A 26,361-nucleotide genomic window follows, 5' to 3' on the forward strand; every position below is an offset into this window, starting at 1 on the left:
GATTAATAAAACTTGGCTTTCTTAATCCGCAAAGAAAGGGTGATAAAACAGATTGTTGCCACTGTCATCAAAACAAACGCGGGAGCATAAAGATTTTCTGATCGAACCGTAATAGCTTTCATTAGAATCGGTCCAATCCCCCCACCAATCGCCATCCCCACACTATAATTAAAAGAGATACCGCTGTATCGATCTTCCACGGGGAATAAGGTTTGTACAAAGGCATGCTGAGGACCCGCAATACTGCCCACCATACACGCGAGCAGAATCTGGGAGAAGATCAACAAAGAAGGATCCCGAGTCTGAAATAAATAATAGAGAGGAATGGACATGGCAAAGACAAAGACACACGCTATTAACATCATTTTTTTGCTGCCCACTTTATCAAGAACAAACCCCATAAAGGGTGCCACAAAGATATAAGTTAGAACTCCCACCAACGTATATTCCAATGTTTTCACCGTCCCAATGTTGAGAAATTCTGACAGATAAATATCAACAAATTTAAAGAGGGTGTACGACAAAAATCCATTTAAAGTGCCAATAATAACGGTGGTGCCTGAAGACGCCCAATCCCGGGTAATGGCCTTGACCAAAGGTGCTTTCTGGGGAGTTTGGGATTTTTTCATTTTTTGGAATTCGGGGCTTTCTTTTGTATACAACCGAATATAAAGACCCACCAAACTCACTACCCCTCCAAAACAGAAAGCCACGCGCCAACTCCAACTCGGCATCCAGGGTTGATTACACAAAATGCCTACGCTGGTAGCCATAAAGGCACCAATCACACTCGCCCCAGTGACCAATCCCCCCACAAATCCTGGGAACCGTTTACCCACATGCTCGAGGGCAAAGATGGCCGACCCATTATATTCTCCCCCTGTACACAGCCCTTGCAAAAGGCGACAGCTAACAAGAACGAAGGATGCATAAAGGCCCCAACTCATATAACTAGGCAAAATACCAATGAGACACGTGGGGATTCCCATCAAAGAAATGGAAAGAATCAGCGCCTTGCGACGGCCCCAACGATCTCCGATGTACCCAAAAACACTGGCCCCAAAGGGGCGCATAATGAATGCCGCCAAAAACCCAACATACCCAAAAATTTGATTTGTTTCATGATCACTTCCCGGAAAGTATTCCTTTCCAATCACTTCCAAAAACACTGCATAGAGCATGAAGTCGTAAAATTCAAGGGCCGTGCCCACTATGCTCGCTAAAAGAGTTCGGGTTCTGCTGATCATTAGATAACCTCTCCTTCAATGAGGGGGACGATGACGGTTAGAGACCCCCTAAATTAAGACTGCAGTCTAGTTTTTAAAAGAAAAACTGTCCAGAAAAAATTCCCACAGGAGATTTAAGTCGTGGAATTAAGCCTCTGGCTGATATAACGCCAAACAGTCCAGAGCCCCCTGCAGAATATAAGACGCTGCGACTCTATCGATTACTTTTCCTCTCTTTTTACGCGAGAGATCCCCCTCCAACATACTGGCCTCCGCGGCTTTGGTGGAAAGACGCTCGTCCCACGTTACAATAGGGCAATCATAAAGCTCTAAGAAACTATAAATAAAGTTCCTTGTTTTCTGGCACCGCTCTCCCTCAGTGCCGTTCATATGGTAAGGCATGCCCACCACCAAAGCCCCCACGTCGAATTCTTCGATCAAATTAATGATCTCATTGGCATCCACTTTCAGGCCTTTAGAGTACAACGTTTTGAACGGAGAAGCGATCATCCGGCGCGTATCCGACAGGGCAATACCGATCATTTTATCCCCAAAATCAATCCCGATTATTCTTTGAGTGTGTTTTAAAAGGGGGGTGAGATTTTCAATTTTTACAATAGCCATCTATAGATCCTTCCATGATGCGTTGAAATACAAAAGGTACCGTCTTCAAAAGAACCTGATCCACCGTCTCTAATGAGACATTGACACCCAAGTCCTTTAAAGAGGTAACGCCATAATCCTGAATACCGCAAGGAATAATCTCGGTATACGGCGTAAGGTCAGGGGATACATTCAGCGACAACCCATGAGACGTCACCCCTTTGTGGAGACGCACCCCCAAGGCCGCTATCTTTTTCTCACCTGCCTGCGTCTCCACCCAAACCCCTGTACGATTCTGCGCTCGCTTTCCGGTCACCCCGAACTCAGCCAGTGTCTCAATGACCCACTCTTCTAGGAAAGAAACAAAGAGCTTCACGTCTTTTCCATAGAGCGCTAAATCAAGCATCACGTATAGAACCCGCTGGCCTGGCCCATGATAGGTGGTTTTTCCTCCTCGATTTGATCCAAACACGGGAAAAGAAAGGGAGGACAACGTCTCCTTCGAGCTGCGACCTTGGGTAAAAAGGGGAGGATACTCTAAAAACCAAAGAAGAGGCAGCGCCTCTCCTTTAAGAATACGCTGCACACGCTCTTCCATAAAGGCTAAAGAAGAGGGATAATCTTGAAGATCTGCCGAGGTTTTTAACTCAAATTTCATGAATTTCTTATACAACAAAACAGTACCAAAAAAAAGATCCGAGGGCGATGATCGCCCTCGGATTAAGTTATGGAGGTATAACATGAAGTCCAGACATTGCGTCCGGACACCACTGATATAGGTATCCTAAAGGGAGAATTCAAGTATTTCAACAAAAAAACAAATAATTATTTTTCTATATTTGTTTTTATATACTTATCATTATAAATAAATACATACGGAGATCAGGAAAATCGGTAGCAAAATGAGACAAGCAATGCCCGTATATACAAGGAAACTAGGCATTTTGATGCCGTAATGAGACACGATGGACCTTACCATAAAATTGGGCGCATTCCCAATATACGTAAGCGCCCCAAAATAGACAGATCCCAAAGAAATGGCTGCCAGTGTCTTGGAAAGCGTGGTGGTTAAGGTGCCCGCATCCCCGCCCGCCGTAAAGAAAAACACCAAATAGGTGGGGGCATTATCCAGAAAACTCGAAAAAAGACCACTGAGCCAGAAATAGGCCGCATTATAGGGTACTCCATTGTGATTCACGGCCGACACAATCGCCTTGAAAGCCCCTTGTTCTCCAGCCCTTAGCATGGCCAACACCGGCAACACGGTTATAAAAATGCCAAAAAAGACTTTGGCAACCTCGCGCAAAGGCTCCCACGTGAAATGATTATCCTCCCGCACTTTTTTTCGCGTTAACTTAAGAGAGAGAACAGAAATCAACAGCAAAAATCCATCTCTGAGACAGTTCTCTAAGGTTAGGGGAACACCACATACCTGGAAAACGACACCGGTTTTAAGTGACCCACTTCCCCAAACAGAGAACACAATGAGCCCCAAAAACAAGAAATTTATTTTGCCATTCAGCTTCAATAACGGCACAGGACTGAGGGAGGGGGGCGACAGATCTTCTTTTTTAAAGAAAATCATGTCAATAATGAAAAAAATTAGCAGTACAGCTGACACCACAAAAAGAGTCGGGCCCATCAAATTTTGAAGCGGCCAAAAGAAGGGAACCCCTTCTAAAAACCCAATAAAAAGGGGGGGGTCCCCTAGCGGCGAGAGCGCACCCCCAATGTTCGCCACCAGGAAGATGAAAAAGATAAACACATGGGCTTGAGAACGCCGCCAAGCATTAGCTCGAATGAGGGGGTGCACTAACAGCATGCTAGCCCCCGTGGTACCAATCCAGCTAGAGAGAAGGGTGCCTAAGAATAGTACACCCACGTTGCTCAGGGGGTTCCCCGCCCATCTGGCTTGGATACGAATGCCGCTGGTCACCACAAACAACGCGCCGATGAGCAAGACAAAGGGGATGTATTCTGTCCCTAAGATATGGGTGACCGAAGAAAGAGTCTCAGAAAGATTCAAGAGAGAGGAGGGGATCAGAAAAAGACTGGACCAGGCCAAAATAATTTTCCCATAATGGCGATGCCAAAAGGCAGGTGCTACCAAAGGAAAAAAAGCAAGCGACAGCAAAACCCCAAGAAAAGGGATCGCCCAATACAAACTGAGGTGTGCTCCGTTTAATTCTGTCATCTCAGTATAAGGTTTAGCACAGATCACCCCCTTTTTCCATTGACATCATTTTCCAGTCCATGTAACCGTAGATCTACATTTTAGGTAGATCATGTTAAGAGATTTTTTTGCACCCCTTTTTATTTTGCTTCTTTTGACTACTTGCACACCCACGCAGCACATTCGTGGTAATTTTGTGGAAGATGAGCAACTGAAAAAACTAAAAGTGGGGGAGTCAACCGCCCAGCAGGTTCGTGAAATCATTGGCCCCCCGTCCAGCCAAGAACTCTTTGTGGGCAAAGACTGGTATTATATGGGAGAGAAAACGGAAACCGTTGCCTTTCTTAAGCCAAAAACCATCAAGCGTCATTTTTATATCTTAGAGTTTGACGATAAGGGGGTTTTGGCCTCCCTCAAGAAGTTTGACGAAAAGGGAATCGAAATTTCACCCGATGGGTCAAAAACACCCACTCATGGACGCGACCCTTCTTTGCTCGCAGAGTTCATCAATAACATTGGCCGATATGAAGATCCCGGATCTGGGCGTCGTCGTAAAAGTTAAGTACTTTAGAAACTATAGCAAGACTGGGGTATATCGCTTTGTCAATTCTGCTCGCGCTTCAGCTCGGGTAAATTTTCCCTAAAAACGTCTTCTAGGGATTTAAAAATGCAGTTTTTCTCAAGAAACGGAAAAAGATTAATTCGTTCTAATTTTTTTTCAACGCGTACATTTGCTTCTACAAGATAAATTTTAACATTCTGATGGTGATAGTGTTGGAGAAGGCTTTTAAATGTCTCGAGTCCAGTCATGTCTATAAAAGGGACATCTTTTAATTGGAAGATTATGGTTTTTGTCTGTGTGCCAGTAGAAAGGAGGATACTTTCTATTTTTTGGGTAACTCCAAAAAAAATAGGGCCATGAATAGCATATATCTGGGTACTCTTTGGAAGAAGGGGAATAGGAAGATTTGGATATTCTGCTTTTAGTTTTTCTAAAGATTTCTTTTCAATCTCAACAGAGAGATGCATTTTTTGAATGAAAAATAGCATTGCGAAAATTACTCCAATGTTGACAGCAATAACAAGATCCGTAAAGACAGTGAGAAAAAAGGTTGTAAGCAGTATGAACGTATCATACCATGGGGCTTGTTTCATTATCCTCACAAAATGGGGGATATCGCTCATATTATATGCAACAACGCAAAGAATAGCTGCTAGTGCACAAAGAGGTACTGAGCTTATGATAGGTGCAAGAACAAGAATGATAAAAATGAGCGTAATGGCATGAACGATAGAAGAAAGAGAAGAATTTCCCCCACTTTTAATATTGGCTGTTGTACGAGCAATGGCGCCTGTTGCAGCAAATCCCCCAAAAAGAGGTGCTAGGATATTTGCAAGACCTTGACCAATGAGTTCTTGGTTTGAATTATGGCGTGTCTTTATAAGCGTATCAGCAGCAGCTGCGGAAAGTAGGGACTCAATGGCTCCTAAAAGCGCGATAGTAAAGGCAGGTCCAATCAAATTTAAAATTTGATTGATGTTTGTGAACGTGGGAATTTTGAATTTTGGAAGGCTTTGGGGAATTTCTCCAAAGGTATTTCCGAGCGTGGCAACATTTTCAAACTGGAATATATTTTGCAATAATGTTGTTCCAATAAGGGCAATTAAAAATCCTGGAATATGTTTTGAAATTTTAGGCGTTATAAAAATAAGAAACAAGCTTGTAAAAGCAAGGAAAGTCGTTGAAACATTTAGAGAAGGAAATGAAGATACCAGAATAAGAAGCTTTTGATGGAAAGGTGTGTTGAGAGGAATAAGAATGGATAATCCTAAAAAATCTTTCCATGCATTGATAAAAATTATCACTCCAATACCACTTGTAAATCCAACAATAACAGAAGTTGGAATGAATTTAATAACACTTCCAAGACGAATTACTCCCATGAGCAGAAGAATAAAGCCGGCAAGAAGTGTAGACATTTGAAGCCCTTCAATGCCATATTGTGCTGTAATACTTGCAAGAATAACAACAAAAGCCCCGGTTGGTCCTGCAATCTGAACCTGGCTCCCTCCAAAAATCCCGACAATAAAGCCTGCAACAATGGCAGTATAAAGCCCATCCTCTGGTTTTACTCCAATGGCCATAGCAAAGGCCATGGCTAAGGGTAAAGCGACCACACCAACAATAAGCCCCGCAATCACATTGCGTGCCCAATTTTTTGGGTTTAAGAGACCCGTACGATAAGCTTCTCTAATCGCAATCATGAAATATGATCCTCTTTTTTAAATATAACGCATTATAGTCCTGGTGTGTAGAGGTAGGTCTCATGTAAATTGTATCAACAAAATTATTCATGTGTAGGCCCTGCGATCACACCCCATTTAAATTCAACTATTTTTTTCTTGACACTTTTTTGTTAAGATTAGAAGCTAAGGGAAACGGGGGCTTTTTATGCGTAAATTTTTCACAAAAATAAATCTTACTAAGTCCTTATTGAGAGGCATTTTTTTCATCACTTCTCTCATCCTCTTTTCTTTCTCTACAGAGGCGCGCCTTACCTTAGAGGATGTAAGGCACACTATGAGTCAACCCCACGATTCTGGTTTGATCGCCCAGAACTTGCGTGCTCAGTTAGGGCGTGAAAACATTTCACGTCAAGAAGCAACAGCGGTTGTTATCGCATTCAAAAACAACCGGCCTTGGGAAAATTTGATCCCAGCAGGTCTTGTTAAAGGTATTAAGCCCCCCGTTAGCCCGAAGCCTCCTGCATTTACATATAGGCCTCTCAATCCCTCAGAACAATGGATTAAAAGAACGTTAAAGAAAAAACGAGAGTATAAAAAATCAGCAACGGAAGAGTACGAAAAAGCTGAAAAAGACTTCTTTCCTAATACCCAAAACACAGGAATCAGAGGAGATCTCACAGTTGAAAAACTCAGAGAATGGTTAGAAAGATCGGGACTCATCAATCGCACATTTTTTGACCATCCCAATTGTTTAACAATTAAGGAAGGTGGGCATCCTGGTGCCTCAACACAAAAACTTTTCTTAGTAAGGAATAACCCCCTCTGTCCACAAGCTGGCCCTCAGAAACTTGTCTTTATTATTAAAGAGCTTTCATCAGATCCTGAAAAAGCTGGGACTGAAATGAGTAATCTTTCTATTTTACAAAAAAGTCCAGCTCTTAGAGAACTTGGAAAGTTTAAAGATCCTTCTCTCCCTCAATTAACATTTACAGAAGATTTTTATTGGTATGAGAATTGGAAAGGAGAATCCAGCTATTTAACTCTAATCCACGCCGCAAGAGGAACGTCACTTATTGATCTATATGAGGAAGACCCCCAAGGACCAAAAACCCTTAAAGCCTTTGAAAAGCTAGGAGAAGTTCTGGCTAATTTCCACAAAAGATTTCTAACAGGAAAAAATTGTTTGCTGAAAGGGGGGCAAGACATTAACCAATGTTTCACAGTCAGCCATGGAGATCTCCACCCCGTCAATGTTTTTTTTGACGGAAAATTTATTTATTTTATTGACACAGAAACCATGAATCATTCGTTAGAAGCAAGAACCCCTCTCTTAAAGGATGCGGCATATCTCTTTTTGTTACCCACTTACTATTGGGGGAAAGGAAACAAATACAAGCCCGCCTATAGGGTTTTTATGAACAGTTATATAAATCATTTAACTGATAATCCTGTTTTTAGGGAAAAAATTCAAGCTGCCCTTGCGGACAAGGTCAATCAAGAGAAGACAAGATATACAAAAACATGAGAGATAACTAGACGGACTGACGCTGAGGATGCTCTGAAAGAATTTCAAGGAGCTCACCCTAAATTTTTTTCTTAAACTTTTCTGCTGAGTTCGCTATTCTGTGTCCTCAACCTTATTTTTAGAAAAGACACCTATGACCCTCAAAAAATCTAAAGTACTTATCATCGGCAGTGGTCCTGCTGGCTATACTGCAGCAATTTATGCCGCGCGCGCCGCGTTGAAACCTGTGTTGGTGCAAGGCTATGAACCGGGAGGGCAACTCACTGTTACCACGGACGTGGAGAACTGGCCAGGGTTCGAAGACGTAATCCAAGGCCCTTGGCTGATGGAGCAAATGCAAAAGCAGGCCAAGAAAGTAGGCACCGAGATTATCGCAGACTATATCAATCAGGTGGATTTTTCTAAACGCCCCTTTACCGCGACAGGCGACAGCGGTACCACCTATAAAGCCGACGCTGTGATTATTGCCACCGGCGCCCAAGCCAAATGGCTGGGACTTGAGAGCGAAACCAAATTCCGCGGCTATGGTGTCTCTGGCTGTGCCACGTGTGATGGATTTTTCTATAAGGGCAAAGACGTGGCCGTCATCGGGGGAGGCAATACTGCCGTAGAGGAAGCCCTCTACCTCACCATACATGCCAAAAAAGTGACCCTCATCCATCGGCGTGACAAATTTCGGTGCGAAAAAGTATTGGAAGAAAAGGTCCTCGCCCATCCCCAAATCACCGTCCTATGGGATACAATCTTAGACGAAATTGTGGGCACAGACACCCCCAAATCAGTCACTGGCCTTAAACTACAGAATGTGAAAACAGGTGCGCGCTCTAGCCTTTCCATAGACGGCGTCTTTATCGCCATTGGGCATAAGCCCCAAACAGAGATCTTCAAAGGTCAGCTGGATATGGATGACGAAGGATACCTGAAAGCCATCCCCGGCACCACACGCACCAATATTGAAGGCGTTTTTGCTGCCGGCGACGTGCAAGATAAAATCTATCGCCAGGCCGTCACCGCCGCGGGCCAAGGGTGTATGGCTGCCCTGGATGTGGTGAAGTTTTTAGAAGATTAGTTAGGAAATACTCTCCAAAACCCGTGGCTGCTTCTCGATGGGCTCGGCTGATTCTATGTCAGTTTTTTGGGCCGCAGCACCCAGCTCTTTGAATTTTCGGGCACTTACCATCACTCGGCGCTCTAGCGTGCCCAGAGTTTGGTTATAGGCCTCCACCGCACCGCCCAGATTTTTGCCTACACGCGCAAAATGCCCCACCATATCGGAAATGCGTTTGTGCATCTCTTGCCCCAGCTCACTAATCTCTTGGGCATTTTTGGCCAATGCCTCTTGCCGCCACCCATACGACACCGCACGAAGCAAGGCGATCAGCGTGGTGGGGGTGGCGAGAATCACTTTTTGTTCGGCCCCCAATTCAATGAGCGACGGATCTTGCTCCAAGGCTGCGCTGAAAAACGTTTCCCCGGGTAAAAACAGTACCACAAATTCGGGGGTAGGGGTGAACCGATCCCAATAACTCTTGGCCGACAACTTGCCAACATGCTGACGCACCTGCCTGGCATGGGCCTTGAGCTTTAACAGCCGCACCTCAGGATCCATCGTTTCGAGGGCTTCCAAATAAGCATGCAACGGTGCCTTGGCATCCACAATAATATTCTTACCACCCGGCAATTGAATCACCATGTCGGGGCGCAGTTTTTCTTCTTCCGGATTGGTACTGTGTGCCTGCTCCACAAAATCACAGTGGGACACCATGCCCGCCATCTCCACCACCCGGCGCAATTGAATCTCACCCCAACGCCCTCGCACATTGGGGGCTCTAAGGGCTTGCACTAGGTTCGTGGTTTCTGTCTTGAGTTCTTTTTGACTGGCTACCAAATCCGAGATTTGATGACGCAAGGTTTCGTACGCTCCAACGCGGGCCTTTTCCAATTCATGAACCTTTTGATCCACCCCCACCAAGGCTTCTTTCACTGGTTTAAGCAAATTCTCGATGGCCTTTTGACGGCCCTCCAAATCGCCCTTGGCGTGCTCTTGAAATTTTCCCAAAGCCGCTTCTGCTAGCTTTAAAAACGAAGAGTTATTGACATTCAAGGCTTCGGCCGACAGGGCCTTAAAGGTATTCCGCAGCTTTTCTTCGGCTTTCTCGAGCAGGGCTTCTTTTTCGTGAAAAGATTTCCTATTTTGTTCTATTAATGTTCGAAGTGCCGCGTTCTCTAATCCCAATTCTTCCACTTTTTTTTGAGAGAGCTGGTATTGGGACGTTACCTCACTCATATGTCTCATTTTTTCTTCTGCAATGGCTTGTTTGGTAAGGCTTTCTTTTGTCTCCTCCTCCCTCTGCTGGCGCAAAGAAAAGTTCTGCCTTAATAACCAAAACAGAAGAAGAAACGACGTAAAACAAATACCCCCAAAAATAATTGAGGTAAACCAAGGATCCATTTTTTTTCCTAACCTTTTTAGTTGTACTATACCGAAAAAATGGATACTCTGTCACAAATTATTATAACGAAACGGAGGAAATATGCCCGAAATCATGACACAGTCTATCTTACAAGCACTCTTTGGAATTCTTATTTTTGTGTCATTCTGCTGGTTCATCAGCGAGAACAAAAAACAAGTCAATTATAAGCGCACCTTTGTGGGGCTTTTAATCCAAACGGCTGTTGCTGCTGTCATCTTACATGTCCCCTTTGCGCGTCTCTTTGTCGGATACATCACCGATGGGATTGTCGCGCTCAAGAATGCCACCCTTGAAGGCACCAGCTTTGTCTTTGGGTTTTTGGGAGGAGGGGTAGCCCCCTTCGATGTCAAAGGCAGTACCTTTGTTTTTGCCTTTCAAACTCTCCCCATGGTGATTGTGATTAGTGCTTTGTCCATGCTGTTGTTCCACTGGAAGATTCTGCCGTGGATCGTGAAGGGTATTTCTTGGATGATGAAAAAATCCATGGGTATTGGGGGTGCTTTGGGTGTATGTAGTGCCGCCAAGATGTTTCTAGACCAAACAACAGCGCCTCTTCTCATCCGACCCTATCTCAAAAATATGTCGCGGAGTGAAATCTTTACCATCATGTGTATGGGGTTTGCTACCACGTCAGCCCTTATTATTGGGCTCTATGCCATGATCCTTGAGACCATTGTGCCACACGCCATGGTTCATTTGGTGACAGCGTCCATCATCAGTGTACCAGCAGCCATCACCTTATCACGTATCGTTGTCCCCAGCTCTGTATCCACAGAGGGCTCGCTCGTCGTTCCCTACGAGTTTTCTGGCTCCATGGATGCTGTGTCAAAAGGCACCGCCGACGGTGTGCGTCTTTTCATCAACATTATTGCCATGTTGATTGTATTCGTAGCCTTAGTGTCTCTCTGTAATAGAATCTTTGGGCTTTTCCCAGATTTCATGGGCGAACCCATCACCCTGCAACGTCTCTTAGGGGTGGTCATGTCACCTGTGGCTTGGCTCATGGGCATCTCATGGAAAGAAGCCACCGTTGCTGGAAGTTTGCTCGGGATCAAAACCATTTTGAATGAGTTCTATGCCTTTACCCAATTCGCCAAAATCGGGACAGAAGAGTTGAGCGTTCACACCCGAACGGTGATGGCCTATGCCCTCTGTGGGTTTGCCAATATCAGCAGCATTGGGATTATGATCGGTGGCTTGGGCAGTATCGTGCCAGAAAAGCGCCAAGACATTTTGTCGCTCAGTTTCAAGGCCCTGATTGTGGGAACGCTGTCGTCTTGCCTCAGCGGTACCATCGTAGGCATCCTGATGTGGCCTTATCTTTAAGAGCTGATTATAACCCCTTCGGCAATCCGCCCTTGTCCTCAGCGGGCAACTCAGAGTATAAATTCTCATGGATTTTAAACTAACCTCTGATTTTACGCCCGCGGGTGATCAACCCGCTGCCATTCAAAAGATTCTCTCGAATCTCGCGGAGGGGCAGCGAGATCAAGTGCTGCTGGGCGTCACGGGATCGGGCAAAACCTTTACCATGGCCCATGTGATTCAACAGACTCAAAAGCCAACCCTCATTCTCGCCCCCAACAAGACTCTCGCTGCCCAATTATACGGCGAGATGAAAGAATTCTTCCCCGAAAATGCGGTGGAATACTTCGTCTCCTATTACGACTATTACCAACCCGAAGCTTATGTGCCTCGTCGCGATTTGTACATCGAGAAAGAAGCCACCATTAACGAGCAGATCGATCGCATGCGCCACAGTGCCACGCGCTCCTTACTCGAACGCAAAGATGTGATTATTGTGGCCAGTGTCTCGTGCATCTATGGATTAGGCGATGTGGAAGCATATCTTCAAATGTCCTTTAGTGTGAAACCAGGGGATGTGATCAACCGGCAAGATCTTTTCCGCTGTTTTACCGAGCTGCAATACAACAGAAATGATATTGATTTCCATCGCGGTACTTTTCGGGTGAGGGGGGATACCATCGAGATCTTCCCCGCCCACTATGAAGACCGAGCCTGGCGTCTTTCCTTCTTTGACGACACTCTGGAAGCTATCCATGAAACAGATCCTTTGACGGGCGAAAAGCTTTCGTCGTTAGATACGGTGCGCCTCTTTCCCAACAGCCACTACGTGACGCCCAAACCAACTATCCGCCAAGCGATCAAACAAATCCAAGCCGATCTGCAGATGCGCCTAGAGCAGTTTGAAGCAGAAGGCAAACTCCTGGAGGCCCAACGCCTCCGCGAACGCGTGACCTTTGATATCGAATTGTTACAAGCCACCGGTATGTGCCCTGGCATTGAAAATTATTCACGCTATTTAACAGGTCGATTGCCTGGCCAGCCTCCCCCCACCTTATTCGAATATTTGCCCAATGATGCCCTCTTGGTGGTGGATGAAAGTCATATCAGCGTGCCCCAATTAACGGGCATGTATCGCGGAGATCGGGTGCGTAAATCCAATCTGGCAGAGTATGGGTTCCGCCTGCCGGCCTGCATGGATAACCGACCCCTGAAGTTTGAGGAATGGGACGAGATTCGCCCCCAAACCGTCTTTGTATCAGCCACCCCCGGCCCGTGGGAGCTGGAACAAACAAAGGGCACTTTTGTAGAACAAATCATTCGTCCCACCGGCCTTCTCGACCCTGTGTGCCTTGTGCGCCCCACCGAGAACCAAGTGGATGACCTCATCGCCGAATGTTTGGCACTCTCTAAAAAGAACCAGCGCGTGTTGGTGACCACACTCACCAAAAAGATGGCCGAGGCTCTCACCACTTATTTGTCCGAAGTGGGTCTGAAGGTACGCTATATCCATTCGGACGTGGATACTCTCGAACGCATCGAAATTATCCGTGATTTGCGTCTCGGGATTTTCGATGTGTTGGTGGGGATCAACCTCCTCCGTGAAGGACTCGACATTCCCGAATGCGCCCTGGTGGCCATTCTGGATGCGGATCGGGAAGGGTACCTGCGCTCAAAAACATCGCTGATCCAAACCATCGGCCGCGCAGCCCGTAATGTGGAGGGAAGGGCGATTTTATATGCCGACCGGATGACGGGCTCAATGACCTCGGCCATTGACGAGAACAACCGCCGTCGCGAGAAACAAGCTCTCTATAATGCGGCCCACGGCATCACCCCCGAAAGCATTAAAAAGAACATCACCAACATCATGGCCAGTGTGTATGAACGAGATCATGTCACCGTGGACGTGGATGAGACGTTGCTGCTGACGGGAAAAGCTCTGCAATCCCATATCAAAAAACTAGAGAAACAGATGCTAGAAGCGGCGTCTGACCTGGACTTTGAAATCGCTACCAAACTGCGGGACGAGATTCATCGATTAGAGAAGAGGGCGTTATAAAAGTCATCTTTTGTGAGGTTGATTTTATTCGATTTTTAAACTGGATTTATATTTTTAATCAATCAAACTGATAAGTACTTATGGGAGAAAAATTGAATGAAATCACTTATTTATGGCGCTGTGTTTTTTGTTTTGAGTGGATGGGGAGCAGGAGCTGACTTAGGGCCAGACATAGTTTCTGCACCGTCAAGCTCTAGCCTAAAAAGTCGCTCGCCTTACGTGATGAAAGTTGAGGCAGATCCTTTGGCTCTCGCTCGGGTTTTATGTTTGGATGGGGGTGGCCTGAGAGGCGTTTATGCCGCAGAAATCTTGTCCAGTCTAGAAACCGAGCTAAAAGAGGGGAAAAGAATCTGCGACTTTTTCCAAGGAGGCATCACGGGAACCTCCACAGGATCTTTGATTGCCTTGGCTCTTGTCGCCCCCAACCATTTCAACAAACGTACCAAAAAGATGGAGCCCGGTCCGTATTCTGCCAGTGACATTGTTTCATTTTATGAAGAGATGGCGGATGAAGTTTTTAAATGTTGGACACCCTCTCATTGCTGGACCAATGCAACCCATGGATATGATGAGGGCTGCCTCTCCAGCTTGAAGAAAACTCTCTGGAGTATAATGACTTGTTTTGGATGCTGTGCCTGTTGTAAAAATTGTGACGGATTTTGTGGGCCTAAATATGGTAACCATGCCCTGAAAATACTCCTTGAACGGTATTTTGGAGGTCTCACCCTGAAAGAGGCCTTAGTCCCCGTTCAAATTGTTTCATATGATGTTCTATTGAACCAACCAGTCTACTTTGATAGCTATAGACATACTAACATACGCTTTGTGGATGCAGCTCTTTGTTCTTCTGCAGCCCCCACTTATTTGCCAGGAGTTTCCATTGGTGATGGAAATGGAAGCCCTTTATACCAGTGCATAGATGGCGGTATTTTTGACAACAGTGCCTGTTTAGCAGCCTTGAGGTTTGGTCTTTTCCATACGCAAAAAACATTACAAGATTCTGGCTTTAGCCTTCATCTGACTGATTTTGTTTTGTTATCCATTGGAACAGGTCAAAGAATTATTGGATCTCGTTATAAAAAGTTGAAACATGCCAGCAAATTGACCTGGGCGTCTGAAGCCATTGAAATCAGCATCAATGGAACTTCTCAAGCAACCCACGCAAATCTAAGCGCCATTTATGAGGCAGCAGAATTGGAAGAGGAACCGCGTCAATATTTTAGAATTCAACCTATTTTGCCGGATACAGAAACCCAAATGGATGATTCTTCCATTATTCCACACTTAAGAGCTAGAGCAAGAGCAGATACGACAGGAGATTACTGCAATGCAGCTTTTAAAGAGTTTGTGAAGGAGCACGCAAGGCCCAGAAAGCCAAACGAGAGTACCAAGAAGGATATAGTAAGTTTCAGCGTAGTCTGAATTATAAATCAATCCCTACAGAAATGGCGCTGTTCTAGCCTAAGAATCTGGCTATAAAGAACTGGAATAGTTCCCATTGCCTCCAACTCGAAGTTTCTTTTAGCGTAGAGCTCCAACCTCTCTTGTCTATGTCTTAAGAGCTTAATTACTTTCCTTACTATGTCAGGACTTTTTACCAAGTCAGCGTCTAAATCTTCCCTCTCCAAAAGACGTGCAGTGTATCTCTGCTGCAACTCCTCGTCACTCCCCGCTGCATGCAAGGACAAACAGGTTATCAAGGCGGTTGCGCATATCCATGGAACGGCTTTCATGATGAATCTCCTTAAAAATTATAACCTCGTAATAATCTTCTGACACCATACGCCTTTTTCATCAAGGCGAAAATAGAAAAAAATTAAACGATTTTCGCTCTCTTAGCTCGTTCTTCCCCCTGATTCCACCCACCTAACCCGTTCTTTTTCTCCGAAGATCCACAAATTTATTGACGGGCGACTCGGGAACTGTAATATGGAGCCCATATTAAAGCCCCTGTGGTGGAACTGGTAGACGCGGTAGACTCAAAATCTACTATCCGCGAGGATGTGGGAGTTCGACTCTCCCCGGGGGCACCACCGAAAAGATGAATGAGTAAGGGATGAATAATGCCACCTCCTAAAACCTCTGCTGATCGCCATGTTTCTTATCATGTGGGGTTAAAAATTCTCCTCCGACGGCAAGATGAGTTTCTGTTTCTAAAATCCCCCTTTAGTGCCTGCTTTGATCTGCCCGGCGGCCGCATTGGGACAGAAGAAAAAATCACCCCCCTCAAAGATATTCTTCAGCGAGAAGTAAAAGAAGAGTTAGGGGGTACTCTCCACTATCAACTGGGCAAACCAGCCTTTCTCTTCAGGCGCTATTTCCCCACCCTTAAATTGAATGTTTTCTTGAGTGTCTATGAGGCTACCTATATTTCTGGCAACCTGCAACTCTCGTCAGAGCACACCAGCTATCATTGGATTAACCCCATCGAGTTTTTGTTGAAGGAAAACCATTTTCTCAGTAAAGAAGAATACTTGGGTTTTAAAACTTATTTTCAGCAAACTCTGAAAGACAAAGAGCCCCCTAAGACATCCTCAATGCTTCCGCAAACTGGTTTGGTGTCCTAATTATTTCTCCTTATCGTCACTCTCGAGAAAATTCCTTCAAAGGGTTCGCCTGGGTCTCAAACGAGAGAAGATTCCACGGTCCTGTCGAGCCTCTGAATGACGAGAAGAAGGGTTATTCCTCTGAATGATGAACGAAAGGGAAAATATCCTTTTCCTCTATTCTTCTCCTGATTCTTCTGACTCACTCCATTTGTCTTCTTCGGGGGGGCGTCCTGAGGCTCCAGAAAATGTTAAGGTTTTGAACTTCTCTTGTAGGGCTGCCGCAATCGAGCCTTTATCAGCAGTGGGTTTCTGTTGCTGAATGGGCTCACCTTTTTCATCAAAAGCTGAACCAGACCGCCGTCTTTCTAGTCGTCTTACTAGCTCTTCTTGGACACCTCCCGGTTGGCTGGCTGGGCGTCGTTGAGGAGGAAGAGTCCTTCTGGCAGAAGCAGCGCTAGTAGGCGCTGTAGCGGCAGCAGGGCGGCGACCTTCCAAAAATCCAGGCATGGGTGGTGGCGGAGGCGGGGGTGCTAAAGGTCTTAGAAGTCTTGGGGCTGCCGCTTCTGCGCGGGGACTTTCGGCGCGGCGAGCAGGTGAAGAGGGAGAAGGACGACGAGCCGTCCTTGCCGGTGGACTTTCCGCGCGGGCAGACGAAGAGGATTCAGAAGAGTCAGACGAGGAAGATCTTCTGTGATGCTTCTTTCTCTGATGAGTTAAGTAAGGCGTTAATTCTTCCTCCTCATCAGAGGATAAGTGACTGGTCTCTTTCAGATGTTGTGTCAAAGAACTGAGCCGAGACGTACGTTTTGAAAAGGCACGAAAGCCGGGATTACGTTTTTCTTCATCCAATCTTTCTTGTTGACGGACAAGACGGCGCGCTTTTCTGGCCAATCTTCTTTGTTTGTCACGGTATTCCCTATTTTCAGCATAAAGGGCTCTTTGTGCCCGAGCGTCCTCCTCTTCCATTTTTCCGATATTTTCAGGAGATACGTTCTCAAAATCTCCTTCTGAAGAAGATCTTTCTGCAGGAGCACCGGATGAAAAGACAGGGCTCCAAAGACCCAGAAGACAGATAAAAATTTTGATTTGGTTTTTCATTGAACTGAACCCCTGTTTATACCTCAAAGTATTCGAGAATTTCTCCTCTTTGTAAAGACAAAAGTGGCAGGGCAACCCCTAAACCCGAACGCCTGACACCCTCAGCTGTTCGCGTAACATATCAACAAGGGCCGGTAAATCCTCCTCTTTTCGCGCTTCACAGCGACACACCAACCTATCTTCCGTATTGGAGGCTCGGACCAACCACCAGCCTTTTGGGGATCTGACCCTCACACCATCCAAGTCCGACACGTCGAGGAAGGACTCTTCGGCAATTTCAGCTAAGCGTTCTTTGATCTCGTTGACCACGTCGAACTTTCGGTCATCAGCGCAGGGGATCCGCATTTCTGGCGTTGCCGCATAAGAGGGGAGGGGAATCATGGCCAAAGCCAGAGAGTAATCAAAGGCTTCAACCATATTTAACAAACGAATGGCGGCATAAAGTGCATCATCAAATCCATAATAATGGTCGGCAAAAAAGAAATGGCCGCTCATTTCCCCCGCGAGCAAAGCACCTGTTTCTTTCATTTTTTGTTTGATTAAAGAGTGCCCTGTTTTACATAGAAGAGGCTTCCCCCCCTGCGCGCGGATATCCTCGAACACGGCGTCACTGGTTTGCACACCAGAAATAATAGTCGCCCCAAAGTGGGTTTTCAATAAATCTCGGGCAAAAAGCATCAGGAGAGCCTCTGGCCCCACAATATCACCCTGATTGTCAATGACACCTAACCGATCCCCATCTCCATCAAAGGCAATCCCTAGATCCGCTTTTTGTTCCAATAATGTTCTCTTTATGTCTCTTAATGTATACTCATCTGCGGGATTGGGATGATGGTGGGGAAAGGTACCATCAATGGTGCCGTAAAGCACCGTATGCTGGCCAGGGAGTTTCTTAACCAATCTCTCTAAAATTTCCCCGGTGGCGCCATTTCCAGCATCCCACACCACTTTCAATGGCTTTTTAGGCTTATAATCTTCTAAGAGTCGCTGAATATACGCTTCTATTAAATCCACGTCTTTCACTGCCCCTGGCGAGGCACTGGGCTGAATAAGCTGCGTTAAGTTTTGAAAGCTTCGAATCTCATGCCCAAAAACAGGTCGATCCCGAAGCGTCATTTTAAACCCATTATACCAAGCCGGATTATGGGAGCCTGTAATCATAATCCCCCCATCCGCTTGGAGAGCCTGAATTGCATAATAAAGAAGAGGGGTAGGACCCACACCAATGCGAATCACATTGACCCCAGCTTCTTGAAGCCCCTGAACCAAAAAAGATTCTAAAACGGGAGAACTTAATCGCCCATCCCGGCACACCACCACGGTTTTATCATATTTCGACCCCAAAAAATGGGAAAAACACTGACCAATCGCCCAGGCATCCTCATTGCGCAACACCTCTTCATAATGGCCACGAATATCGTATTCTCTGAGGAGGGAGGGGTGAAAGTGATGCGTAGAGAGACTCATGATTTTTCAACTGGCACCACAGCTTGGCGACCAATGGAGTGATAGACAAATCCTGCTTTTTCGATGTCATCGGGGCGATAAATATTTCGCAAATCCACAATCAAGGGCACCCGCATTCTTTTTTTAACCTCTTCCAAATTCAGATACCGGAACTCATTCCATTCCGTCAGCACCACTAAAATATGGGCGTCGTTCAACGTTTCGTACGCATTAACCTTCCACTTTACATGAGAGAGCATATCTGCTGCATTCTTCATACCTGCGGGGTCATAAGCCGCAATACTCGCCCCCATCTTTTGGAGAGCTGGGATAATGGTTAGACTCGGACTGTCGCGCATGTCATCCGTATCCGGTTTGAAGGTCACCCCTAAAATGGCAATCTTCTTGTTCTTTAAGCTCCCCCCAACCGCTTCTTTTATCTTTTCAGCCATGGACTGTTTGCGCTCTTCATTCGCTTTGATTACCGTCTCAATGATGGTGAGGGGGGCTCCATACTCCCGTGCTGTCCATGCCATAGCAAGAGTATCTTTGGGAAAACAAGACCCTCCATATCCAGGGCCAGGGTTCAGGAATCTTTTCCCAATACGTTGATCAAGCCCAATCCCTTTGGCCACATCATAAATATCAGCACCACACGCTTCGCACAAATCCGCCACCTGATTGATGAAGGTTATTTTGGTCGCAAGGAAACTATTGGCGGCATATTTAATCAGCTCGGAGGATTCGGGCGATGTAAAAATAAGAGGAGTCCCCAGGAGGAAAAAAGGATTATAAAGCTTGCGCATCACTGTTTCCGCCCGCAAGGTCCGAGCGCCCACCACCACCCGATCCGGATTCATGAAATCCTCGATAGCCGAACCTTCCCGTAAAAATTCAGGGTTAGACACCACATCGAAATCAGCTTGAGGATTGATTTTTTTAATATGATCTTGCAGCTTCTTTGCCGTATCCACCGGCACGGTGGATTTGGTCACCACTACCGTGTAATCCTTCATGGTCAAAGCAATATCTTTGGCTGCGTCAAACACATACTTCAGATCAGCCTGTCCATCCGTTTCAGAAGGGGGGGTTCCCACCGCGATAAAGACCACACTACAATGGGGAACGATTTCTTTGATGTTAGAAGAAAACTTAAGACGGCCTGCCTTTGTGTTTTTTTTAACCAGATCTTCAAGGCCTGGCTCATAAATTGGGATGATTCCCTTTTCCAAGGCTTCTATTTTAGACCGGTCAATATCCACACAAGTCACGTCAAACCCTAGCTCTGCAAAACAGGTGCCCGTGACTAGCCCCACATACCCCGTTCCAATCATACAAATTTTCATGAACGCGCCATTAATTCCTGCAACATTTTTAATGTACTCTCCCGCATATCTTTTCTATTGAGTGCAAAGGCAATGTTCGCTTCAAGCAATCCTGTTTTTGATCCGCAGTCAAACCGACTTCCTTCAAATTTTAACCCAAAGAAGGATTGAGTTTTCAATAGGTTTGAAAGAGCATCCGTTAATTGGATTTCCCCATTTTTGCCTGTTTTTACAGATTCAAGCTCTTGGAAAATTTCTGGATGCAACAGATAGCGCCCAATCACTGCAAGGTTAGAGGGAGAGTGGGCAGGCTCCGGCTTTTCCACAAACCCATTGATAGTTAAAAGATTTCCCGTGGTGCTTGCCACTTTAACCATGCCATAATGAACACACTCTTCAGGATCAACTTCCATGAGAGCGACCATATTCGAGGGACTTTTGTCATAAACCTCGAGCATTTGTTTCAAGCAGGGTTTTTTAGAAAGAAACAAGTCATCCGCCAATAAAATAGCAAAAGGTTCATCTTTAATAAGGTTTCGCGCACACCAAACGGCATGTCCCAACCCCAGCGGATCTTGCTGCCGCGTATAGACCACCTTTCCAGGATCAAGCACCACGCTATTGACCACTTCTAAATCCCCCTTATTTCCTCGTTTCATGAGGGTTGCATTGAGTTCATAGGAGTAATCAAAGAAATCTTCCAGAGCACTTTTGCCGCGTCCCGTCACGAAAATAAATTCCTCAATCCCCGCGGCTTTCGCTTCTTCCACGGCATATTGAATCACGGGTCGATCTATGACCGTCAGCATTTCTTTGGGAATAGATTTCGTCGCGGGCAGGAAGCGGGTTCCGAGTCCGGCGGCTGGAAAGACAGCCTTACGAATTTTAGGGCGAATTTTTTGTACAGTCATTGTGTCATCATCCTTGCGTACCCCTATCCTACACAAAAGAGAGCAGAGAGGAAAGCCGAAGTGAGGCCTTGATTTAAAAAATCAAAAAGGCAGCCGAGATCACAACCCCTGACACCAACAGCATAATCACGCAATACCCCATGATATCCCGCAGCTTTAGGCCAGCAATAGCCAGAACGGGCAGAGCCCAAAAGGGTTGGATCATGTGGGTCCAAGCGTCTCCCCACGCCACCGCCATACAAGCCTTTGGAATGCTGGTGCCCAAGGCTTTGGCCGCTTCAATCACAATGGGTGCTTCGATGACCCACAATCCCCCTCCAGAGGGCACAAAGAGGGTGAGAAATCCCGCCACATAAAAGCTGATGATATCAAACGTTTCCGGCGTTGCCGCTTTGGCAAAAAACTGCGCAATCACACTCGCCAGGTTAGACCCCTTTAAAATACCCGTAATCCCCGCATAAAAGGGAAATTGAAGCAAAATAGGACCGACGCGTTTCGCCGCATCGTTCACCGCCCCCAAAAAGACACGGATATTTTTGTGCAAAAAGAGCGCCAAGAACAAAAGAAGGAAACAGACATTATTCAGCTCGAGCGAAAAGGTCCCATGGGCAATCTTAATCCCCACATAGAGAAGACCAATACCTCCCGCAATCAAGCCGATGGAACGACTTAATTCTAATTTTTCCGCCGGACCTCGATGCTCGATCTCGTCAGGATCGGCAATAAAATCTTCCTCGTCTGTGATTTTATACTTGGTTTTTTGCATCCCTTCCGATCGGCTGACATACCAATTTACCGTGGGCATCAAGATTAATAAAGTCCAGGATAAAAAGAGATTCAAAGGCGACAAAAGTGTGTCTTGAATGGGGATCAATCCCCCGATTAAGGCCTCACTAAAGTTTCCCGGAGTCGCCACGATCAGAGGAATGGAGGCCGAGAGTCCACCGTGAAACAACAAAAACCCTCCGTACGCACTGGCCACCATGAGCCGAAAGTTGGCCTGAGGTACCACCTTAATGATTTCCCGGCAGAGTAAACTCGCAATCACGAGACCGAATCCCCAATTAACAAGACATCCCGCACAAGAAATGAGGGAGACCACAAAGACAGCCTGGTGAGGAGAAGAGATTTTTTTGGCCACTTTTTTCAACAGGGAGCTCACAATGGGGGTGGTAGCCAGAATGTACCCTCCCACAAAAACCATGGCCATCTGCATGGTAAAGGGCATCAAGGACCAAAACCCATCCCCCCAGTAAACTAGCATATTCCCCATAGAACTGGGGGTTAAAGTGTATCCTAAACCAAAGACGACCGCCGAGAGAAACAAGGCCAAGATAAAAGGGTCTGGCGTATATTTCCTCATAAGATTATCAAAAAAAGAAGCAACGGTTTTAATCATGAAAGTCCCTCAATAAATTATTTTGAGCATCCTGGCATAAATATTTTTAAAATTCAATCTCCTCTCGAAATCAAGAATATGATACAACCGTAAAAGATAAACTTTGGAAAGTTGACAGCATGCATATAGTCACAGGCGGTGCCGGTTTTATTGGCTCGAATATCCTGAAAGCATTGGAAGACAAAGGATGCAAAGATACCGTTGTCTGTGATGTCTTGGGAACAGATAATAAGTGGCGCAATATTTCTAAAAGAGAACTCGGCACCATTATCCTGCCCCACGAACTTTTTCCTTTTCTGGCTCAAAACGCTAGCCGAATTGACACCATTTTCCATATGGGTGCCCTCTCCACCACCACAGAAAAAGATGCTGACGCCATTATTGCCAACAATCTCCGGCTGTCCCAATCCTTATGGTCGTGGTGTGGAACCCATAAAAAAAGATTGATCTACGCCTCCTCGGCGGCCACGTACGGGGCGGGGGAGGCCGGCTTTGTGGATGGAGAAACTCCCGCATTTCTAGCCAAGCTGCACCCCATGAATGCGTATGGGTGGAGCAAAGACTTGTTTGATCGATGGATGGCACGTCTTTCCACCTCAGAGGTTGAGAAACCCAAGCAATGTGTGGGCCTCAAGTTTTTTAACGTTTATGGACCCAATGAATATCACAAAGGAGGTCAAAGAAGTGTGGTCTCCCAAGCTTTTGACACCATTCAAAAAGGAGACCCTGTCAAACTTTTTAAGTCAAATTCCCCCAAATATAAAGATGGAGGCCAATTGCGCGACTTTATTTATGTGAAAGACTGTGTGAATGCCATGATGTGGTTTTACGAAAATCCGCAGTTAAATGGGCTCTATAATATAGGTACGGGCAAGGCGCGCTCCTTTGATGATCTGGTGAAAGCGGTTTATGCGGCGCTCACCAAAAAGCCCAAGATTGAGTATGTAGAGATGCCCGATGCATTGAAAAAGACGTATCAGAACTTTACGGAATCAGACCAAACCAAGTTATCAGCGGCGGGCTTTACGCCGTCATACAGTTTGGAAGAGGGGGTTAAAGACTACGTGCAGTCTTTCCTCATGAAAGAAGACCCGTATCTTTAAGGAATACGAGTCTTCTATAAGTAAGTTTCCTTGTTTATCTTTTTTGAAAAATTAACTTTGCGGTATTCTCGTTCATTGGAACAATCTCATGCAAAGTATACCCTTTGTCATAGAAAGCAGAACCTACAAAACCTGTTTCTGTAGGATCCCTAGGTTCTGTTAGGATTTCAACCAATCCACCCGGGATCAAATGTGTGTCCACATTATCTACAAAGGCTCTGATTCGGTCTTCTGGAAGTCTGATTTCATTGTTATCAAACGTTCGTGTGTGCTCTTTAATGACATGAAACTGGTGACCTCCAAGGCCCGCCCAAAAATCTGGATCAAGAACATCAGCCCGAACCATGGCATGGGAGGAGGGGTCATACCCTTTCGTTGCTCCCTCTATTGGCAACGCAACGGTTAATTCCCCTACGTGTGCATCTCCACATGTTAAGCAATTATTTATCGCGCTTGGGAGAAGCCTGGTTTCTCTGAAGGCGCTGAGCGCATCATGGTCAGGCTGATGCCAAACCGTGGATCCACATCCAAGTGTTAGGATGTGGGGATGCCTAAGAAAAGACAAAGCCTGGCGTGTTGCCACTCTTGCATTATATGTCCAACCAGCAAGATCATCTGGGATGATCGTGTCGATAAGACGAGAGTCTTTCATTGTTTTCCAAAAGGCCAAAGTTTCGGGCGTTCTTCCTTCTGCAGGAAACAAAATCTGTGTATCAATGAAATGACGCAGGAGAGAGTTATTTTCAGGCCCGACTTCACGCAAGGCATCATTATAGCGCTTTGTTGTTTTATCAAGTGTTTCTCTGTAGGATGACAAGAAAGCCTCACGTGTGGCTGGTTCTGTCTTGAACAACGCCTGTGAAGACAGGAGGTACCCAATATAGTCCTCAACAGATCCTGCAAATTCTGAAAATACTGTACAAGGAGTGTACAGCACAGACCTTTGTTGCTTTCCTTCCTCTGTTTCCAAGTCAAGTGTTTCTATATAGTGTGTGCGAATCTGAACATAAGTTTCCCGCGCCAAATATTTTTTAAACAAGGGATAGGATTCATTTTCCTCTAAGCGGGTTAGAAGGAGATGGGGGAGGATATTTTCTCTAAATTCTTTTACAGCTGGTGATTCGGGTAAATCATAAACAGTTTGAGACAAGGCACCGATAGTGTCTTCAGAAATTCTGGGGAAATAATGCCCTTTAGAGACATAGTCAGCTTCCTCAATGACACTCCCTGCCGTTGCCGAAAAAGAAGTTTCAACAGAGAAAAAACTGAACATTCCCGCGATCAAAAAAATAATTTTTTTCATTTTTTCATATCCTTTATATATATTTAAATACAACGAACTTTTCAATTATGCCTTCCTAAGTTCTATATAAGTATTTATTGTAAAAAAACAAGTACCTTCTTGATCTTAATGAAAAAATAATTCACAGCCTGAAAAATATCCCTAATTTTTTGATGTATTTTATCAAAAATGTATACAAAATTTGCGGGAAGCTATTGACCACAATCGCATAGCACGGTAACTTGTTTGAAAATACGTTTTATATATTAACATGAATGGTAGGGAGTTATTTCCGATGAAGAACGAAACCGTTACTCGCGCACAGATTAGTGATGCTTTGAGAAAGAGGCTTGGACTCACAAGATCTCAGTCTCTTAATTCCATTGATTGTGTCTTAGATGAAATCACAGAAGTTTTAAAAGAAGATGAAGAAGTAAAATTACCGTTGTTTGGGGTTTTCTTCTCACGCCAGAAAAAAGAACGGATTGGTCGCAATCCCAAAACGCTTGAAGAAGCAAAAATCTCTGCTCGTCGTGTGACTGGCTTCCGCCTTTCTCGCCTGATGAAAGACCGCGTTGATATGTCCATTAAAAAAAGAAACACCCAGCAGTACAAATAATCTTTTGTCCTGGAAAGTTTTTTGTGTATAGTTCCTCGGAAGTCGGAGCGTAGCGCAGCCCGGTAGCGCGCTACACTGGGGGTGTAGAGGTCGTGGGTTCAAATCCCGCCGTTCCGACCATTCGTCTGAAGGAAACTGTCGTGTTCTACCTTGTATATACCACCGTCCCCGATGAAAAATCTGGTGAGAAAATTGCCAAACATCTGCTAAATAACAAACTCATTGCTTGTGCAAACCTTACACCCGCTAGCAAATCTTTTTACGTCTGGGAAGGCAATTTAAAAAACGAAACCGAGCACCTCTTATTTTTAAAAACAACCCCAGACAAAATGAAAACAGTAGAAGAAGAAATTTCAAAAGTACATCCTTACGAATGTCCATGTATTCTCTCCTGGAAATCAATTCAAGTTCACCCTCCTTTCTTAGAGTGGGCTATTCAGTCCATGGCGTAGGTATTTTTATACCGCTCTCTTTTTCTTAAATTATCTCTTGCTTTTTAGCCTTAAATGATCTAAAAATCCCTGTACTTACTAATAAATGGATACGATAAATGAAAACATTCTCACTGAAACAATCCGAGATCCAGAAAGACTGGCACCTCATCGATGCGTCTGGTCTGGTTGTTGGACGTCTTGCCTGTATTATCGCTAATCGGTTGCGCGGCAAGCATAAACCTGAATTCACCCCCCATATGGACTGTGGCGACAACATCGTGGTGATCAATGCCGATAAGGTTGTGTTCACCGGCAAGAAGTTGACTGACAAAGTCTTCTATTGGCATACAGGTCATCCAGGCGGGATCAAAGAGCGGACCATGGACAAGATCCTGGATGGCAAGTATCCTGAACGCGTCCTGATTAAGGCCGTGGAACGCATGATTGCGCGTGGGCCCCTAGCGCGCGCTCAAATGAAAAATTTGCACGTCTATGCTGGATCTACCCATCCGCATGAGGCTCAGCAACCACAAACCTTGGACGTTGCTTCCATGAACAGAAAAAATAAGAGGACTTAACG

24 protein-coding genes and 2 tRNA genes are annotated in these 26,361 nt (G+C 45.4%); 13 read left to right on the forward strand and 13 right to left on the reverse strand.

Annotation, left to right across the window (positions count from 1 at the left end; all coding sequences use genetic code 11):
• Nucleotides 1-2: 2 nt before the first annotated feature.
• The 4 genes from A2621_03240 to A2621_03255 all read right to left on the reverse strand — a co-directional run bounded on the left by A2621_03240 (nucleotide 3) and on the right by A2621_03255 (nucleotide 4,023).
• On the reverse strand, nucleotides 3-1,247 hold the full coding sequence (locus A2621_03240; protein OFW89877.1) for a hypothetical protein: 1,245 nt from the start codon (nucleotides 1,245-1,247) through the stop codon (nucleotides 3-5).
• 126 nt (nucleotides 1,248-1,373) lie between these two features.
• The gene (locus tag A2621_03245; protein OFW89878.1) at nucleotides 1,374-1,850 is read right to left on the reverse strand and encodes a hypothetical protein; all 477 of its coding nucleotides are present in this window, start codon (nucleotides 1,848-1,850) and stop codon (nucleotides 1,374-1,376) included.
• On the reverse strand, nucleotides 1,831-2,487 hold the full coding sequence (locus A2621_03250) for a hypothetical protein (GenBank protein OFW89879.1): 657 nt from the start codon (nucleotides 2,485-2,487) through the stop codon (nucleotides 1,831-1,833). Before A2621_03250 ends, A2621_03245 begins: the two co-directional genes overlap by 20 nt.
• 201 nt (nucleotides 2,488-2,688) lie before the next feature.
• Nucleotides 2,689-4,023, reverse strand: coding sequence for a sodium:proton antiporter (locus tag A2621_03255; protein OFW89880.1), 1,335 nt, complete (start codon nucleotides 4,021-4,023; stop codon nucleotides 2,689-2,691).
• A 91-nt stretch (nucleotides 4,024-4,114) separates the two neighbouring features.
• On the opposite strand from A2621_03255, the gene A2621_03260 reads away from it, so the two are divergent.
• Nucleotides 4,115-4,564 carry a hypothetical protein gene (locus A2621_03260; protein ID OFW89881.1) on the forward strand — a complete coding sequence of 150 codons (450 nt, stop codon included), beginning with the start codon at nucleotides 4,115-4,117 and terminating at the stop codon, nucleotides 4,562-4,564.
• A gap of 41 nt (nucleotides 4,565-4,605) precedes the next feature.
• On the opposite strand, the gene A2621_03265 is transcribed toward A2621_03260, so the two are convergent.
• Nucleotides 4,606-6,267, reverse strand: coding sequence for a sodium-independent anion transporter (locus tag A2621_03265; protein ID OFW89882.1), 1,662 nt, complete (start codon nucleotides 6,265-6,267; stop codon nucleotides 4,606-4,608).
• Nucleotides 6,268-6,454: 187 nt separating this feature from the next.
• Here A2621_03265 and A2621_03270 point away from each other — a divergent pair, with 187 nt between their 5' ends.
• Nucleotides 6,455-7,774 (forward strand): hypothetical protein, encoded by a 1,320-nt coding sequence (locus A2621_03270; GenBank protein ID OFW89883.1) that lies wholly within the window; start codon nucleotides 6,455-6,457, stop codon nucleotides 7,772-7,774.
• 133 nt (nucleotides 7,775-7,907) lie between these two features.
• On the forward strand, nucleotides 7,908-8,843 hold the full coding sequence (locus A2621_03275) for a thioredoxin-disulfide reductase (GenBank protein ID OFW89884.1): 936 nt from the start codon (nucleotides 7,908-7,910) through the stop codon (nucleotides 8,841-8,843).
• On the opposite strand, the gene A2621_03280 is transcribed toward A2621_03275, so the two are convergent.
• A complete protein-coding gene (locus A2621_03280) occupies nucleotides 8,844-10,256 on the reverse strand; it encodes a hypothetical protein (protein ID OFW89885.1) in 1,413 nt (470 codons plus the stop codon).
• Nucleotides 10,257-10,308: 52 nt separating this feature from the next.
• Between A2621_03280 and A2621_03285 the strand changes: the two genes are divergently transcribed.
• The 3 genes from A2621_03285 (at nucleotide 10,309) to A2621_03295 (ending at nucleotide 15,037) form a co-directional block, all read left to right on the forward strand.
• Nucleotides 10,309-11,574, forward strand: a complete 1,266-nt coding sequence (locus A2621_03285; GenBank protein OFW89886.1) for a nucleoside:proton symporter — start codon at nucleotides 10,309-10,311, stop codon at nucleotides 11,572-11,574.
• Between the two features lie 67 nt (nucleotides 11,575-11,641).
• Entirely contained in the window at nucleotides 11,642-13,615 is a 1,974-nt protein-coding gene (locus A2621_03290) for an excinuclease ABC subunit B (GenBank protein ID OFW89887.1), read from the forward strand.
• 96 nt (nucleotides 13,616-13,711) lie between these two features.
• Nucleotides 13,712-15,037 (forward strand): hypothetical protein, encoded by a 1,326-nt coding sequence (locus A2621_03295; protein OFW89888.1) that lies wholly within the window; start codon nucleotides 13,712-13,714, stop codon nucleotides 15,035-15,037.
• Between the two features lie 8 nt (nucleotides 15,038-15,045).
• Here A2621_03295 and A2621_03300 read toward each other — a convergent pair whose 3' ends face one another.
• Nucleotides 15,046-15,348 carry a hypothetical protein gene (locus A2621_03300; protein OFW89889.1) on the reverse strand — a complete coding sequence of 101 codons (303 nt, stop codon included), beginning with the start codon at nucleotides 15,346-15,348 and terminating at the stop codon, nucleotides 15,046-15,048.
• Nucleotides 15,349-15,561: 213 nt separating this feature from the next.
• On the opposite strand from A2621_03300, the gene A2621_03305 reads away from it, so the two are divergent.
• Nucleotides 15,562-15,648: transfer RNA gene (locus A2621_03305), tRNA-Leu, on the forward strand.
• Between the two features lie 30 nt (nucleotides 15,649-15,678).
• Complete coding sequence (locus A2621_03310) at nucleotides 15,679-16,182, forward strand: hypothetical protein (GenBank protein OFW89890.1); 504 nt, start codon at nucleotides 15,679-15,681, stop codon at nucleotides 16,180-16,182.
• A gap of 156 nt (nucleotides 16,183-16,338) precedes the next feature.
• Here the strand turns inward: A2621_03310 and A2621_03315 are convergent, their stop codons facing one another.
• From A2621_03315 to A2621_03335, 5 genes are all read right to left on the reverse strand, one after another.
• On the reverse strand, nucleotides 16,339-17,262 hold the full coding sequence (locus A2621_03315) for a hypothetical protein (protein OFW89891.1): 924 nt from the start codon (nucleotides 17,260-17,262) through the stop codon (nucleotides 16,339-16,341).
• A gap of 78 nt (nucleotides 17,263-17,340) precedes the next feature.
• The gene (locus A2621_03320; protein ID OFW89892.1) at nucleotides 17,341-18,729 is read right to left on the reverse strand and encodes a phosphomannomutase; all 1,389 of its coding nucleotides are present in this window, start codon (nucleotides 18,727-18,729) and stop codon (nucleotides 17,341-17,343) included.
• Nucleotides 18,726-20,054 carry a UDP-glucose 6-dehydrogenase gene (locus A2621_03325; protein ID OFW89893.1) on the reverse strand — a complete coding sequence of 443 codons (1,329 nt, stop codon included), beginning with the start codon at nucleotides 20,052-20,054 and terminating at the stop codon, nucleotides 18,726-18,728. The genes A2621_03320 and A2621_03325 overlap by 4 nt, the downstream gene beginning before the upstream one ends.
• On the reverse strand, nucleotides 20,051-20,944 hold the full coding sequence (locus A2621_03330) for a UTP--glucose-1-phosphate uridylyltransferase (protein ID OFW89894.1): 894 nt from the start codon (nucleotides 20,942-20,944) through the stop codon (nucleotides 20,051-20,053). The genes A2621_03325 and A2621_03330 overlap by 4 nt, the downstream gene beginning before the upstream one ends.
• Nucleotides 20,945-21,017: 73 nt before the next feature.
• The gene (locus A2621_03335) at nucleotides 21,018-22,340 is read right to left on the reverse strand and encodes a hypothetical protein (GenBank protein ID OFW90133.1); all 1,323 of its coding nucleotides are present in this window, start codon (nucleotides 22,338-22,340) and stop codon (nucleotides 21,018-21,020) included.
• A 122-nt stretch (nucleotides 22,341-22,462) separates the two neighbouring features.
• Here A2621_03335 and A2621_03340 point away from each other — a divergent pair, with 122 nt between their 5' ends.
• Nucleotides 22,463-23,446 (forward strand): ADP-glyceromanno-heptose 6-epimerase, encoded by a 984-nt coding sequence (locus A2621_03340; GenBank protein OFW89895.1) that lies wholly within the window; start codon nucleotides 22,463-22,465, stop codon nucleotides 23,444-23,446.
• A 34-nt stretch (nucleotides 23,447-23,480) separates the two neighbouring features.
• On the opposite strand, the gene A2621_03345 is transcribed toward A2621_03340, so the two are convergent.
• A complete protein-coding gene (locus A2621_03345; GenBank protein ID OFW89896.1) occupies nucleotides 23,481-24,794 on the reverse strand; it encodes a hypothetical protein in 1,314 nt (437 codons plus the stop codon).
• Nucleotides 24,795-25,023: 229 nt separating this feature from the next.
• Here A2621_03345 and A2621_03350 point away from each other — a divergent pair, with 229 nt between their 5' ends.
• The 4 genes from A2621_03350 (at nucleotide 25,024) to A2621_03365 (ending at nucleotide 26,359) form a co-directional block, all read left to right on the forward strand.
• The gene (locus A2621_03350) at nucleotides 25,024-25,347 is read left to right on the forward strand and encodes a hypothetical protein (protein OFW89897.1); all 324 of its coding nucleotides are present in this window, start codon (nucleotides 25,024-25,026) and stop codon (nucleotides 25,345-25,347) included.
• A gap of 43 nt (nucleotides 25,348-25,390) precedes the next feature.
• Nucleotides 25,391-25,467, forward strand: a tRNA-Pro gene (locus tag A2621_03355).
• Between the two features lie 20 nt (nucleotides 25,468-25,487).
• A complete protein-coding gene (locus A2621_03360) occupies nucleotides 25,488-25,799 on the forward strand; it encodes a hypothetical protein (GenBank protein OFW89898.1) in 312 nt (103 codons plus the stop codon).
• 98 nt (nucleotides 25,800-25,897) lie between these two features.
• Nucleotides 25,898-26,359 carry a 50S ribosomal protein L13 gene (locus A2621_03365; GenBank protein OFW89899.1) on the forward strand — a complete coding sequence of 154 codons (462 nt, stop codon included), beginning with the start codon at nucleotides 25,898-25,900 and terminating at the stop codon, nucleotides 26,357-26,359.
• Nucleotides 26,360-26,361 lie beyond the last annotated feature (2 nt).

Source organism: Alphaproteobacteria bacterium RIFCSPHIGHO2_01_FULL_41_14 (assembly GCA_001767855.1).
In the GTDB taxonomy this organism is placed as follows: Bacteria; Pseudomonadota; Alphaproteobacteria; order UBA7879; family UBA5542; genus 2-01-FULL-41-14.

Excerpts from the sequence above, each read along its gene's own strand:
- A2621_03240 (OFW89877.1), bottom strand. The coding sequence starts at position 1,247 with ATGATCAGCAGAACCCGAACTCTTTTAGCGAGCATAGTGGGCACGGCC.
- A2621_03245 (OFW89878.1), bottom strand. The coding sequence starts at position 1,850 with ATGGCTATTGTAAAAATTGAAAATCTCACCCCCCTTTTAAAACACACT.
- A2621_03250 (OFW89879.1), bottom strand. The coding sequence starts at position 2,487 with ATGAAATTTGAGTTAAAAACCTCGGCAGATCTTCAAGATTATCCCTCT.
- A2621_03255 (OFW89880.1), bottom strand. The coding sequence starts at position 4,023 with ATGACAGAATTAAACGGAGCACACCTCAGTTTGTATTGGGCGATCCCT.
- A2621_03260 (OFW89881.1), top strand. The coding sequence starts at position 4,115 with ATGTTAAGAGATTTTTTTGCACCCCTTTTTATTTTGCTTCTTTTGACT.
- A2621_03265 (OFW89882.1), bottom strand. The coding sequence starts at position 6,267 with ATGATTGCGATTAGAGAAGCTTATCGTACGGGTCTCTTAAACCCAAAA.
- A2621_03270 (OFW89883.1), top strand. The coding sequence starts at position 6,455 with ATGCGTAAATTTTTCACAAAAATAAATCTTACTAAGTCCTTATTGAGA.
- A2621_03275 (OFW89884.1), top strand. The coding sequence starts at position 7,908 with ATGACCCTCAAAAAATCTAAAGTACTTATCATCGGCAGTGGTCCTGCT.
- A2621_03285 (OFW89886.1), top strand. The coding sequence starts at position 10,309 with ATGCCCGAAATCATGACACAGTCTATCTTACAAGCACTCTTTGGAATT.
- A2621_03290 (OFW89887.1), top strand. The coding sequence starts at position 11,642 with ATGGATTTTAAACTAACCTCTGATTTTACGCCCGCGGGTGATCAACCC.
- A2621_03295 (OFW89888.1), top strand. The coding sequence starts at position 13,712 with ATGAAATCACTTATTTATGGCGCTGTGTTTTTTGTTTTGAGTGGATGG.
- A2621_03300 (OFW89889.1), bottom strand. The coding sequence starts at position 15,348 with ATGAAAGCCGTTCCATGGATATGCGCAACCGCCTTGATAACCTGTTTG.
- A2621_03310 (OFW89890.1), top strand. The coding sequence starts at position 15,679 with ATGCCACCTCCTAAAACCTCTGCTGATCGCCATGTTTCTTATCATGTG.
- A2621_03315 (OFW89891.1), bottom strand. The coding sequence starts at position 17,262 with ATGAAAAACCAAATCAAAATTTTTATCTGTCTTCTGGGTCTTTGGAGC.
- A2621_03320 (OFW89892.1), bottom strand. The coding sequence starts at position 18,729 with ATGAGTCTCTCTACGCATCACTTTCACCCCTCCCTCCTCAGAGAATAC.
- A2621_03325 (OFW89893.1), bottom strand. The coding sequence starts at position 20,054 with ATGAAAATTTGTATGATTGGAACGGGGTATGTGGGGCTAGTCACGGGC.
- A2621_03330 (OFW89894.1), bottom strand. The coding sequence starts at position 20,944 with ATGACTGTACAAAAAATTCGCCCTAAAATTCGTAAGGCTGTCTTTCCA.
- A2621_03340 (OFW89895.1), top strand. The coding sequence starts at position 22,463 with ATGCATATAGTCACAGGCGGTGCCGGTTTTATTGGCTCGAATATCCTG.
- A2621_03350 (OFW89897.1), top strand. The coding sequence starts at position 25,024 with ATGAAGAACGAAACCGTTACTCGCGCACAGATTAGTGATGCTTTGAGA.
- A2621_03365 (OFW89899.1), top strand. The coding sequence starts at position 25,898 with ATGAAAACATTCTCACTGAAACAATCCGAGATCCAGAAAGACTGGCAC.